The organism is Neorhizobium huautlense, assembly GCF_030811685.1.
Taxonomy (GTDB): domain Bacteria; phylum Pseudomonadota; class Alphaproteobacteria; order Rhizobiales; family Rhizobiaceae; genus Neorhizobium; species Neorhizobium huautlense_A.
The window spans coordinates 18,000-30,994 of the sequence record NZ_JAUSRF010000031.1 but is presented as its reverse complement, the minus strand read 5'-3'; the positions used below and the strand labels follow the sequence as shown (position 1 = coordinate 30,994).

Below are 12,995 nucleotides of genomic sequence, written 5' to 3'. Positions count from 1 at the left end.
TGCAATGAAAATGGCTATGGAAAAACAGGCCGCATAAGGCAGATTGAAAACCCAAGTCTCTCCTGAAAATTGGAGGGACGATGGGTCTCAGGTCATAGGCGCGAAAGCACTGGCCGTTGATCGGCCCGTCGAAGACACAGGGGGAAGCCAGCCGATCCTTTCTCAAGGCCCCGAGGAATGTCAGCGTGCGCCAGTGACCGTGCGGCGCAAACGCCCGCAGACGCTTGCCTTTTGGCCCCCATCCCCTGATGGGTGTCATGTTGGTCTTGATCCAGGTCTCATGGATGAAGACCAGTCGATCGGGATCGAGGTGAGGCTGCAAGGTCTTCCATCGTTCTCTTCTGCGAGCGACATCGGCACGAGCCTGCTCAAGGGCGAACAGCGTTTTTTTGAAGCGCAGCCCCTCGCGGCGTATGAACTTCCAAATCGTATTGTGGGAGACTGCAATCCCCCACACAGCCAGCTCGGCCTTCAGTCCGTGCAGCGTCAGGTGCGGATTTTGGGCCAGCCGCTCGACAATGAAGTTACGGTGCGGCTCCAGAATGCGCTTGCGGTAACCACCCATCTTGTCGGGATCAACCGATCCGGTCGCTCGATGGCGCTGCGACCACTTCACCACGGAAGACGCCGCCACTTCGAAGCGCGCAGCAATGGTTCGGATACTCTCGCCGCCCGACACGGCTGCTACAACACGCTCACGAAGATCGTTCGATAACGGTGCGGTCATATGATGCTGGCCTCCATCCAGCCAGCATCAGTGAATCAGAACAGAACTGATTTGGGAATCCCAGCCGATTCAGAGAAACGAGAAAACGCTTGTCTTATGACTATCGGCGCTTCTTGTGAGAAAAAGAAGCGCCGGCTTGGGTAGCCGCCCTTGCCGGCGATGGGGGATGGATCGGAGAACCGCGGGCCACCATTCTGCTGAATGCCGGGCCGAGTTAGAGTTTGATCGCCCCATCTTTTCCAATCGTCCTGAACGGATACCCGAGCTTCTGGCTCGGATGACAAGCGTAGGAGACGGAAAAGATGACTGACATTACCATCGGTGCCGATATCTCGAAAGACCATATCGATCTGTATCGTCTGCCGAATGGCGACAGGCTGCGCATCCGCAACGACGCCAAGGGGTTTGCCGCCATGCTCGGTTGGATCGGCGACACGCCTGTCGCGCGTATCGTCTATGAACCGACCGGAGCGTATCACAGGGCTTTCGAACACGTCATGCTCACTCGCAACCTGCCCGTTTCCAAGGTCAATCCGCGTCAGGCGCGTCGGTTTGCCGAAGCGACTGGAAAACTGGCCAAGACAGACCGTGCGGATGCCGAGATGCTGGCGCAATTCGGCATGCTGCTGAACCCACGTCTCTTATCCCCGGATACGGCTTCTTTCGCGGAACTCAAAGAGTTGCATGCCGCGCGCCTGGCGCTGGTGAAGGACCGGACGGCTGCGAAGAACCGAGGCAAGAACATCACCCAACCGCTCCTCAAACGGCAGAACGCTGCCCGCCTGAAGCAGATCGAAACGCAGCTCGCCCAGGTCGAACAGGTCATCGCCGATCGCATCGCAACGGACGAGAGCCTCAGGGCTCGCTTCGATATCCTCGTTTCCATACCCGGTCTGTCAAGGATCACAGCCTTTACCCTTCTCATCGAGATGCCCGAACTGGGCGAACTGGATGAAAAGGCAGCCGGCAAGCTTGCGGGTCTTGCCCCAAACGACAGGCAGTCCGGGCGATGGACCGGCCGCGCCTTCATCGTCGGCGGTAGGGCCATCGTCCGGCAGGCGCTCTATATGCCGGCACTCGTCGCCACCCGCTTCAATCCCGATCTCAAGGCCAAATACGACGCTTTGCGGAAAGCCGGAAAACCACCCAAAGTCGCAATCACCGCGATCATGCGAAAGCTCGTGGTGCTCGCAAATGCACTCCTGCGGAAACAGCAAAAATGGATCCCAAAAGCCGCTTGATCAAAACGAATGCTCTAAAGAAGAGAGCCCGCCCTCCACTGAAAAGCCACACGGATCATAGAAGCTGCGGAATCTTTCCCTCGACCCACCGTTGCCGGATAACCCTTGTACGCTTTTTGCCACTTGAGGTTTTCTCTACCATGCCTCGAGGCACCAACAAAATATCAGTCGGGGTGAAGCCGTATTTGTTCAGCGTCAGTTGCCGAATTTTCGAAATGCGATCCGTCCTTTGTGCAAGACTCCACTCCCTGGCGCTTTCGATCAACAATATTTGCCGTGAGAACGCAGCGTCGGCATCATCGACACTGAACAGGACCGACCGGCCCGCGCCGATAAAATGCAGTTCTTCAATATCGAGTTCGACATCCGCCGGCACGATCTGTCGGCCTCCGACACTAAAGCTGTCATCCAACCGCCCATAAATGTACAATTCACCGTCTGCTAAAAAGCCGAGATCGCCCGTACGCATATACCCCCGCCCCAATGCGGCTTGTGTCGCTATCGGGTTGTTTTCGTAACCGTCCGTCAGGCACGGCCCGGCAACCGTGATCTCTCCCATATGCCAATCGGGCAACAGCCGACCAGAAGAGTCTCGAACATTCAGATTGCAACGCTCGTTCCGGTGTCCCACAGACACGAGGTCGAGACCCTCCGGTGAGCCCTGCAAGGGAAAAACATTCGAGCCGGAGATACGAACCCTTTGGCGCCGCACGGGGCCATTGCCACTGCTCGTACAACCAAGCGCATATTCCGCCAGACCGTAGCCGGTACGAACGTTGGAGTGGGACAGACCCAAGGGGCCGAGGGCCGCATCCAGCCAGTCAAGGACGACGGCGCTAATCTTTTCCGCTGCGAGATACATGACCAGCCGTGACAGGTCACAACTTCCTGGCGCCAGATGCCGGGTCGCCTTCAAGGTCGCCGCCAGAACTGAATTAGTGGAAAAAGTCAGGTCGCAGCGCACCTCTGACAACAAGCGATACCAGCGTGCCGGGTTGCGTATAAAATAGGACGGGGGCGCTAGGACGACATCTGACTGGGTAAAAAGCGGCAGCAGCATACCGATGAAAAGACCCATGTCGTGATATATCGGCAACCAGGACCCAACTGAGCGGGGACGGATGCCGACGGCACCGAGCGCATAATTGTGTCGCAATTGCTGCAATTGCGCGACGATCATGTCATGCCGGACACGCACACCCTTCGGCTGTCCGGTACTGCCGGAGGTGAACTGAACAAGGGCGACATCGCTCAGGCAGGTTTCGGCAAACGCCGGTGCAGGTTCGCAACCGGACGCAAGTGCCTCGACATCGGTATGGAAGATCGTTCCGCCACTGGGAAAACCGAGATGGGCAGTATGCAGGATGATCCGGGCATTGCAGATGCGGGCAACGTCACAGACCAGACCGTCCGGTTCACCATCATCCGCCCCATGGGGACGCAAGGGCACGGCGACGGCACCGACCCACCACACGGCAAGCAGCGCCGCGACGGCGGCGGATCCGGTATCCATCAGAAGGATGACCCGATCGTCTCTCGCCACGTTTCTTCGGATGAGACCCGCCGCGATCCTGCCCGCTCGCGCCAACAGGTCCGAAAGCCGAAGCTCCAGCCCCTCCGCCGGAAAGCGCCAGAGGGGATCGCGGTTGTCATCGCCGGGAATGATGCGGTCAAGAAGCGACATCGGCCGTCATATTCTCCGAACAGCCAGAGCTGCATTAACGCCGCCGAAGGCAAAGGATTGCTTCACCGCAGCGTTGATCCGGATTTCACGAGCCTCGTTCGGCACATAGTCGAGGTCGCAATCGGGATCAGGCCCCAGATAGTTCGCCGTTGGGGGCACCACGCCTTCCTTCATGCCCTTGAGCGTGGCGATCAATTCCAGCCCTCCTGCCGCGCCGAAAGTATGGCCGATCTGGGACTTGGTGGAAGAGATCAGCAACCGATCCGCCTGGGCTCCGAAGACCTCCCTGACGACCCGGGTTTCGACCCTGTCGTTCAACTGCGTCCCGGTACCGTGGGCGCTGACATAGGTGATATCGTCCGGTGCAAGGCCCGCATCCTGCAGGGCAGTCTTCACGGCGCGAACCGGCCCGCGCTGAGTGGGCTGCAATGTATCTCCCGCATCGGAGGACATGCCGAAACCGGCGATCTCGCCGATGATTTCAGCACCCCGCTGCAGGGCCGAACTCATGGTTTCCAGCACCAGCAGTCCGGCCCCCTCGCCAAGAGCGAACCCGCTGCGGTCTTTCGAAAACGGCCGGCAGGTATCGGTGGCAACGGTGCGGGCGGAATCGAAGGCACGCATGGCACAATAAAGGACATTCGCCTCCGTTCCACCCGTCAAGGCAACCTGCGCATAACCGTGGCGGAGCATCATAGCCGCCTGGGCGACGGCGTGAGAGCCGGCAGCGCAGCCGGTCGCGATGACGAAGCCAGGCCCCAGGATCTGATGTTCGATGGCAATCAGGCCCACGGCCGCCTGATGGTTGGTGCGCGGCACCGTGGTCGGATGGGCTCTCGGCCGCCTATTGCCGAAAAGCTGGCGCGCGGCATCCTCCCGTGACTGTTCTCCGCCACCGCCGCAGCCCAGAATAACGGCTGCGTCTCCGAGATGGCTTGCCTCCAGCCCGGCCTGTGCGATTGCCTCGCGCGCCGCGATCTGGGCAAATTGCGAGAACGGTTCGGACATCATCAACTCGGCGTTGGAAAAATGCTCGGCCGGTTCGTAACCGGAGACCGTGGCCGCGGGCCGCGTCACCTCCAGCGCATCGAAAGACCTGGATGTCTGCCGGATGGCGCTGCGCCCCTCGACAATGCCTTCCCACATCCTGGCAAGGCCCAGACCGAAGCCTGAAACCGCGCCCATACCGGTCACAACAACACGATTTGATCCATCCGGTCGAAACGGGTCGAGCCGGCTCATGCTGCGACCTTCTTGTCCAGCAGCACCTGCACCAGCTTGACGAATTCGTCGCCGCTCTGAAAAACGTCGAGCCCGGCGTCGACGATGACGATGTCGTATAATTCCTCCACTTCGAAAACGATTGTAATCATTTCGATCGAGGAAATGCCGAGACTGTCGAAAGGGGTTTCAGGCCGGATGTCGACTTCGACAAGAGCAGGCACAACCTTGTTGATGCAATGGCGGATCTCGGTCCAGACGGTGTCGGCGTCGATGTGGGTTGTCATGAGGCTCTCCATTATTGACGGTTCATGAAACGGCCTGATTCACGGTCAGATCCAGTTGGCTCGAGACGTCCGAGGCCGCCCTCCCCCGCACGATCAGCACCAGCGTTGTCGACGCGGCCGGCGCCTGGATCGTCGTGCTCCCTGTCTGGCTGTCGGTATCGAGCGGGACCGGCGACGTGGGCTGGTCAATGCCGACGCCCAACGCGGCTGACAGCGCGTTGCCGGTCGCATACGTCACCGTCACCACATCGCCGGGTTTTGCCGGATTGGGGGTGGCTGTCAGCACCTGAACCTGCAATTGCGGTCCGCCAAGATAGGCTCTCAGCGGCTCCTGACCCGCTCCCGGACCATAGGTCGTCAGCGTCCAGTTCCCGATGGTACCGGACACCCTTGGGGATCCGGGTGCTGCATTGACCACATCATATGTCGTCGTGGTTTTGCTCATGTCGGTGTAGCGGAACCAGCGGATGCCGACATTTTCGAAATCGAAGGTGACCGTGGATGTCCTGGGTCCATTAAAACCGTCCGCCGTTAGGGAAACCGCGACCGAGGAGCTGTTGCCGGTCAGGTAATTGCCCGGGACGATGGTCTTCGTCCCGCTCTTGTCGACGATTGTCGTGTCGATGGGGGTGATCAGACTGGGGTCGGTATCGGTGTATTGGGCAGACCACGTCAGTGCGGCCTCGTCTTTCGTTCCGATCCTGCCTGTTACATTGCTGTTGAGCTGCGCCAAGACACTGCCCACGAATGCAACAGTCACCTGCTGCACGAACTGCCGGTCATCGGTGTAAAGCTGCAGCAGATAGCTCTGTGAGGGCACGTCCACATCCATCTTGACACTGTCGGTGAAAACACCGGAGCCGATAATGTTTCGCCGGATACTACCCGGCTGCAGAACGACATAACTTCCGCCCGAGACCACCCAGGTCAGTGTGGTCTGCGCCCCCTTGGTCACAGTCACGGGAGAGGCATAAAAGCTTTCGATCGCAAGTGACGCGGCGTCCTTGACGATTGTCTTGGTCGCGCTTCCGCTGCCTACGAGTTCCCTGATGAGGAATGAGGCCGTGCCTCTGGATGAACTGACAAGGAGGTTCTGGAATTCGAAACTGATGCTTGCCAGGCCTTTCAGGGCAGGCCCGCTCAATGCCAGATATGGCGGGTCGGCGGTCAGATAGGGGCTGACCAGCCAACGGGGATCGGAAGCGACAATCGCCAGTCCACCGGCGGCGGTGGTGATGTCGTCCGGGTCCGGCCCGATCGGCATCAGGACATAGATCGTCCGGGTGCCGCTGCCATCGGTCTGGCTCGGATTGGTCACGGTCAGGATGGGAGCCGCCATCACGCCCGTGAACAGCGTATCGGGATCGAACCGGTATTGATAAGCCGCATCGGTTCCCGCCCCGTCGGCCGCTGTTTTCACGATTTCCCTCAACGCGTCGCCAGACAGTTCCATCAGCCGTTCTCCCTTTCGATAAAGGTCATGTCCACTGTCGAGGCGCCGCCCTGACCACCCACCGGAACCTTGGGAACCAAGCCGAGCCAGCCTTCGCGAAGGGTCGGTATCTGGCTCGGCACGATGCTGTCGGGCTGACTGGGCTGGAGGTTGTTGACAGTTTCCCAGGTGGTGATGCCGGTGCGGGCGATCCAGCTCCATGTCCCGGCAACATTGCCGGGCAAGGGCATCTGCACCTGTCGCGGGCTCGTCAGGATCGGACCGATCCTGAACGTCGCCAGCAACTGGTTCATCGCGGCCACGAACGCCGGCTCGAGCGACATGCTGACGACGGGCAGGATGCCGGACAGGACCGGGATCAGGCCGCGCGGGTCCATGAGGATTGTCAGCCTGGCGATTTTCCCGTCCGGCTTCAGCATGACTTTCGGATCGGCGTTAAGATAGATCGATGCCGGTTCGGCACCACCCTGCGTGTCCTGGCCAAGCGCCTCAAGGGCCTGCGCCAGCCTGTCCTGAACATCACCGCCGGACAGCGCACGCCGCACGGCGGCCATCGTGCTGTCGAAACCCCGGATCGGGTTCAACAGCGAATAATCGTCGTTGAGGAAATATCCTAGCACGCCGTTGCCGGCATAATTGATATCGCCGATATGGGTTGCGAAGGCCACGCCGGGCAATCCGCCCGCATCCTTCCGCCCGGTATCGGCCCAGGACTGGTTGACGGCAGGCGGGCCCGACAGTTCCAGATTGATGTCGGCGCGCACCACCGCCACCGCCTGCCCGATGAGCACGGCAAGATTGTCGTCGGCAGGCTGCTGGATGCCGGCGGTAGCCCATAGGGTCAGGTCTATCACATCGAGCAGATCCCGAAGCGCCTTGTCACCGGATATCGGTGCCTGGGTCAGCAAACCGTTGACAAAGCCAAGCAGGTGCGGATTGTCGATGGCAGGGGGCTGGCCGAGCGGCACGCTTGTTCCCGGTGCCGGATCCCAGCGGATACTCGCGCCCAGATCGGTGATGACCGGCAGCAATTCACCAAGCGGTGTGCCTACCTGGTCAAACACCAGAACGGAATTGTCTATGTGGTTGGGCAGCAGCCACCCTGCGACGGGATTGGTCAGATTGGAGGAATTCGTGACGATCGTGTCATCCTCCGCATCGAGAAGGCGCAGACGAATGCGGCTGTCCTGCTGGATGGACGGGGCGACCTGAACATATCGGCTGTTATCGTCACCACCGACATTTTTGGTCGTCACGGATTGCGAGCGAACGGGGAAAACCGTCTCACCGGGATTGGTGGCACGCAGAACCTGACCAAATGTGTCGACGATCCAAAGCTGCTCAAGCGTGAAATGGCCCGCGCGCAAGGGATAAAACCCGGGTCCCGAACCATTGCCCGGCAGGGGCACCATCGAGGGCGCCTGCTGGATATACGCCTGGACAATCGGATCAGGGTCGGTCAGCTGGGTGATCTGGCTGACCTTTTGCAGCATTGTCGATCCGAACGCCTCGAGCGATCCGGTTATGATGTCGAATTCCTGGATTTCACCAAAGGCCTCCTCCAGCGCCCTTTGCTGGTAAATCGGCAGCGTTTTGAAATTCGGGTCCAGCCTGGTGAAATCGCCGAGCTTTGCGGCGAGACCTGCCGAGACCTGCGTACCAATGATGGTACGGCCCATGATCGTTTCGGTGGCAGGGGGTATTGGAACGCCCGCCCAGTCGAATTCGATGGAAGCGAGTTTCCAGTTGGTCAACATGCCGGCCGCATCAACGGCCGACGGATGCCAAGTAACTTGCCAGTCGATGAACAAGGGAGACCAGGCCGGCGAATAGGGCAATACCGACCGCTTCATCGGCACCACGCCTGAAAAGCCCACGGCCGCGCCAGCCAGTTGTTCCGAGTATTCGGTCTGTGGCGTCGCCGTGAACGGGGCCGTCTGCTGCGCCCGGATTGTCTGGCTGAGGGAATTTAATGCGGACGGGTCCGGATTGTCGATGCCTGCCTTGGCAAAGGCGAGTTTGGCGAGGAAACCGGCATTGGCCGTATCGAGCAGCAGCACCTCGACGAGATAATCATCCAGTTCCTTGGGCAGGCCCCGGGGCAGCGTGGGAAAATTGATGCTCCGCCCGAGATCGTTGGCGGAAATGGTCTCCAGCGAAGCTCCGGGCACGCTGACGGTCAAGGCCGTCACCGTCTGTCCGGTGAAACGGCAGGTCAAGGTGTCCTCTCCGGTGCCGTCTGCATCGGGCGGCAGGAAACGCGTATCCTGTTTTGCGCCTGCAATCATGATGCTTGTGGAGGACGGCGCCTGAAACCGCTGGCCGGCGGTGCTGCTCAGATTGAACGAACTGCCAAGGGCAGCCCGCAAGGCCTGCAGATCGGTGGAAAGCGTCTGTTGCTGCCGGCTCTCCTGCGCCGACAAGGTGGATAGCGTCGCGTTGACGGCCGAGATCGCATCCAGTATCTGCCGCCGCCGTTCATTGCCGCCGAACGGGTTTTCCGGCGTCTGAATAAGCTTGTAGACTAGGGCAAACAGCTCTTCTGCATTGCCTGCGATCGCCTGCTGCGTCACGTCCAGCTGGTTTTGTCCGGCATTCACCTCGGTCAGAAGGTCGGTCTGCGCCCTGCTCAGGTTCACCGTCTGCAGGTTCTTTCCCCGGGCCTTGTCTGTTCCCTCCGCGGGCGCCACCAGCCAGACCGTTCCGGCATCGCTGCGCGTGAAGCGCGCCCCGAAGCTCTTGTCCTGAAAAATCGAAGGCTCCTGAAGGTAGTCCGTCACCATATCCTGTTGCAGCGCCAGCAACAGGTCCTCCAGATCGGGACTGTCGAGCTCATTGGCCAGCCAGGCGGCGATTGCCTCGAACCCGGTGCCGCCGACCGCGACGGACAGGGGATGTTGTCCGCTCAGGATAGGGTCACGCGGATAATTCGCTGCGGGGCCCTTCCAGTCGATCCCGTAGACCATTCCGTGGCACAGGGACTGGCTGGCCAGTTGGTCCTGAATGGCGGGAATGGATATGGGGTTCGTGATCGAATGCGCCGCCTGCCATGACGCCCAGGCCTTTTTCGCATCGCTGCTTCCGGCAGCGCCCCCGAGACTGAACCGCAGGGCCGACATGATCTCGTTCCAACCGTCTTCCGACGTGAAGCCGTCCGCAGTCTTATCGGTCACGTTGCGCAAGGGATCGAAAACGGAATTCGAATACCAGCCAAGGGCCGCATAACTGACCAGCCCATTGTCCAGATCGTCCAGCGCATCGTAAAAACACAGGACGTCGCGGGTGTTCTGATAGGTCGAGACCCAGGAAACGCTGCCCGGTCCCATCGAAACCAGAACAGGCTCTGCGGGACTGGTGGGATCGGTCCAGTCGGCGAGTGCAAACGAGCGGCCGATATACCGCGTCTGCCCTGCCTCATCCGGGTCCGGATAGGAATTGCTGCCTTCTCCGACCGCTCCGAGAAAATCCGATTGCAGCACGGTCGCCGTCAGGACCGGCGCATCGCCCTGGTTTGTCGATACCCATCGCAGGAACAGCCAGCGATTGGGAATAGCGGGAAAGCTGACATCGCCAGTGGCCGGATCCTGCGATCCGTTGCGGAAACCGAAAGGCAGCGTCACCTGCAGATAGGCGCCGGTCTGCGGCGGCGCAGCCGCGGTCGTAAAGGGTTTCGGGTCGGGATCGAAGGCCTTGGGCAATTGCCGGTAATCGATTGTCATGTTCGCCCAGGTCCCGGTCTGGTTGGGCTGGCCGATCACAAGGCATTCCAGCGTGATCGGCACGAACAGGCAAGGACCGGGCCAGAGCGGATTGTTGAACCCCTGATTGGAAATGCTGCCATCGCCGGTCATTGGCTCTTCCCCCCCTGTGCGGCTGTGGGAGCGACACCCCATTCGAAACTCTGCAACCCTGCTGCACGAACCATCTGTACGGCGAATTCCGCGGACGTGAAGGTTTCCGCGGTGTCCAGCGCATTTTGCGTTTTCAATGCGTTTTTCAAACTGGCGGCTGTTTTGGTAATGTCGACGACCCCGGGATAGCGGGCATCGGTTCGCATGCTGACCGGCGCCTCGACACTGCCGATCTGCAGGCCCGGGGCATGTCCGCCATAACCGAGCCCGCGCAGAAAGCTGTAGAAGGTGGCGCCGTTCGGACGGATGCCGAAATGCAGGCTTTCAGGGGGTTGCAGGATATCGACGCGTTTGGGCAGCCCGTTGAACAACGCGATGAGGATCGTGTCGGACAGCCGATCGAGCCGCAGCAATTGCAATACGGCGCTATCGGTGGTCTCTCCCGCATAGGCCGTGACCTCCATCCCCGGCCAACCCGAGACCGCCGCCGAACGCAGGAGAAAGCCGGTGATCGGTCCAACCTGTTCGGCTTCGGCCGGCAGGGGTTTCCCCCGCATGCGGGCGCGAACCTGGGGCGTGCTCAAGAGCGTACGGTCCACGATTTCCTGGATCGCAGTCAGGATCTGAATGCTATCGGCGCTGCTGGACACGCCGATGCTCATAGCGCCCTCGATCATGCGTTGCAGCCAGTTCACATCCATATAGAAAAACCGGATGGATTCCCTCGGCAACATGCGCGCATCCGGCACGATATATTCGAACGGGACACCATAAAGCAGGCTCGCCTGCGCCAGCCAGTCAATGACCGATTGCGGCAAGGGAACAGGCAGCGGCAAGCTTGGCACGTCGCTTTTTTCCAGCCCCCTTACGGCATGCCTTTGCACCAGAGGCTCGGCAGCCATGCGCATGAGGTCTGCCAGCTCGATCCTGCGTTTTTTCCGTGCGCCAGTCACTTTTCGTCACTCCACTATGTCCATGGGCCCAAAAACCCGGTCGAGCAGGTTATCCAGACTGTCCGACGCAGCCCCTCCGGCAGGCTGCGCTGCAAGGCCGGTGCCGGGCGTCCCTTCCACCGTTCGCTCCTCGCGACGGACTCGTTTAGGCAGTCTGTCTGTTGGGCGTCTTTTCTCTACCCCCTCTCCGATCAGCGCACTGCTGAGCGCCGTGGTCGCCGCGAAGCGGGCAAGCCTCTGGCCTTGCGAGGCGGAACTCACCGCACGCGCTTTCCCGTAGGAAACGCCCGTCTCCGGCAATTGCTGAACAAGTGCATTCAGATTGACGGTATTCCGGACCGAGGCATGCGTGGCGCGCCTCCACTCGAAAAGCTGCCGGGCAAAACTGCTGTCGGACAGGCCCAGCAGGAGGCCGATCTGCCAGGCCGCGGCCTGCGAAAGATCGAAAAGTGCCGTTTTCGGATCGTAGCGTATCGCCAGATCGCTGGACGGGAACGCTCCAAGCCCGTCGTTTCCGGTTGGAACGGAGGCGATCGGACCGCGATACCACGCAGTTACGTTTTCTCCGGCGCGCATCCGGTACGTCAGCGGCGTATAACCCATGCCGAGGCCAGCTGCGGCCGTTCTGGAATTGTCGTCCATGCCGGCGATGGCCGCATGCGGCATGCCGATCAGAGCGTCGCCACCGAGCCCGGGAAGATCCTGCATGATTTCGATGAAATCGCCGCGCGCGGGCAGCGCCTGAACCTTCCACCATGCCAGCGACGCAAACCGGAAGGTTTTGACACCTGGCGGAACCGCGTTTCCGGGCAAGTGGTTCTGATGGCCTTCCAGAGACACGAGGAAACAATAGTTGACGACATCCTCACGGCCGGAAGTCTGAATGGTGCGATTGCCCACGACAACCGAAAAGCTGCCGTCTTCATCGAGACCGAGGATCTCCTTGCTGTCCGTGTTCACGTCGCGGACATGCGCCAGAAACGTCAGATCCGTCAGGGTCGGCGCAATGCCCTGAAACAGCGCCGCATCGAGATCGAGATAAAGCAGCGGTGCTTTTTGCTCATCGGCGCTGACATTTGCCAGTTGTGGACCGGCAATGCTCGCCTTGCCGGTCTGGAGGAGATCCGCCACCGTCCCCGTCACCACCGGCGACGGCGCCTGAATGGCGCCGGCTGCTCCGCCGAGTTCGGTATCGGTAACGACAAGAAGCCCGATCCAGGGAGTGGAGACCGCGTCCGGCGGGCGCGAACTGCCGTCGATCGTGCGCACCCACGGAATGATCCGGCGGCGCAGGACGATGTTCGGCATCCAGTTTTCCCAGTCCCCCGCCTGAGCCGAGGGCGGCATCACCATCTGCACGTCGCTGGGCGCCAGCGAAAAGCGGGGCCCGTCAATGACGAACTGTTGCTGGGCCAGATAGGTCGGCGTGTCATCCTCCTGCTGAAGAACGACTTCCTGCCGGGCGGACAGGCGATAGGTGCCGGCGCTCAGGGGCATCAGCGCCGCTTCGCTGAACCGGATTTCGCCCGGTTGAATCTGATCGCCGGTGGCGAGTGGGATCTGTTCAGACATGACCGG

The 12,995-nt window shown here is 60.6% G+C and carries 9 protein-coding genes; 1 reads left to right on the top strand and 8 read right to left on the bottom strand.

Annotated elements, in window-relative coordinates; all coding sequences use genetic code 11:
• The coding region (locus J2T09_RS26710) for an IS630 family transposase (RefSeq protein WP_306840126.1) at positions 1 to 727 on the bottom strand (727 nt) is incomplete at its 3' end.
• Positions 728 to 1,029: 302 nt separating this feature from the next.
• On the opposite strand from J2T09_RS26710, the gene J2T09_RS26705 reads away from it, so the two are divergent.
• Positions 1,030 to 1,968, top strand: a complete 939-nt coding sequence (locus J2T09_RS26705) for an IS110 family transposase (protein WP_306840125.1) — start codon at positions 1,030 to 1,032, stop codon at positions 1,966 to 1,968.
• 55 nt (positions 1,969 to 2,023) lie between these two features.
• On the opposite strand, the gene J2T09_RS26700 is transcribed toward J2T09_RS26705, so the two are convergent.
• Genes J2T09_RS26700 through J2T09_RS26670 form a run of 7 tightly spaced genes read right to left on the bottom strand, consistent with a single transcriptional unit; the run spans position 2,024 to position 12,989 of the window.
• Positions 2,024 to 3,652, bottom strand: coding sequence for an AMP-binding protein (locus tag J2T09_RS26700; protein ID WP_306840124.1), 1,629 nt, complete (start codon positions 3,650 to 3,652; stop codon positions 2,024 to 2,026).
• Between the two features lie 6 nt (positions 3,653 to 3,658).
• On the bottom strand, positions 3,659 to 4,894 hold the full coding sequence (locus J2T09_RS26695; protein WP_306840123.1) for a beta-ketoacyl-[acyl-carrier-protein] synthase family protein: 1,236 nt from the start codon (positions 4,892 to 4,894) through the stop codon (positions 3,659 to 3,661).
• The gene (locus J2T09_RS26690; RefSeq protein ID WP_306840122.1) at positions 4,891 to 5,160 is read right to left on the bottom strand and encodes a phosphopantetheine-binding protein; all 270 of its coding nucleotides are present in this window, start codon (positions 5,158 to 5,160) and stop codon (positions 4,891 to 4,893) included. Before J2T09_RS26690 ends, J2T09_RS26695 begins: the two co-directional genes overlap by 4 nt.
• 22 nt (positions 5,161 to 5,182) lie before the next feature.
• Complete coding sequence (locus J2T09_RS26685) at positions 5,183 to 6,613, bottom strand: hypothetical protein (protein ID WP_306840121.1); 1,431 nt, start codon at positions 6,611 to 6,613, stop codon at positions 5,183 to 5,185.
• Positions 6,613 to 10,464, bottom strand: coding sequence for a hypothetical protein (locus J2T09_RS26680; protein ID WP_306840120.1), 3,852 nt, complete (start codon positions 10,462 to 10,464; stop codon positions 6,613 to 6,615). The genes J2T09_RS26685 and J2T09_RS26680 overlap by 1 nt, the downstream gene beginning before the upstream one ends.
• Complete coding sequence (locus J2T09_RS26675) at positions 10,461 to 11,417, bottom strand: hypothetical protein (RefSeq protein WP_306840119.1); 957 nt, start codon at positions 11,415 to 11,417, stop codon at positions 10,461 to 10,463. The genes J2T09_RS26680 and J2T09_RS26675 overlap by 4 nt, the downstream gene beginning before the upstream one ends.
• A 6-nt stretch (positions 11,418 to 11,423) precedes the next feature.
• Complete coding sequence (locus tag J2T09_RS26670; protein WP_306840118.1) at positions 11,424 to 12,989, bottom strand: hypothetical protein; 1,566 nt, start codon at positions 12,987 to 12,989, stop codon at positions 11,424 to 11,426.
• Positions 12,990 to 12,995: the final 6 nt, after the last annotated feature.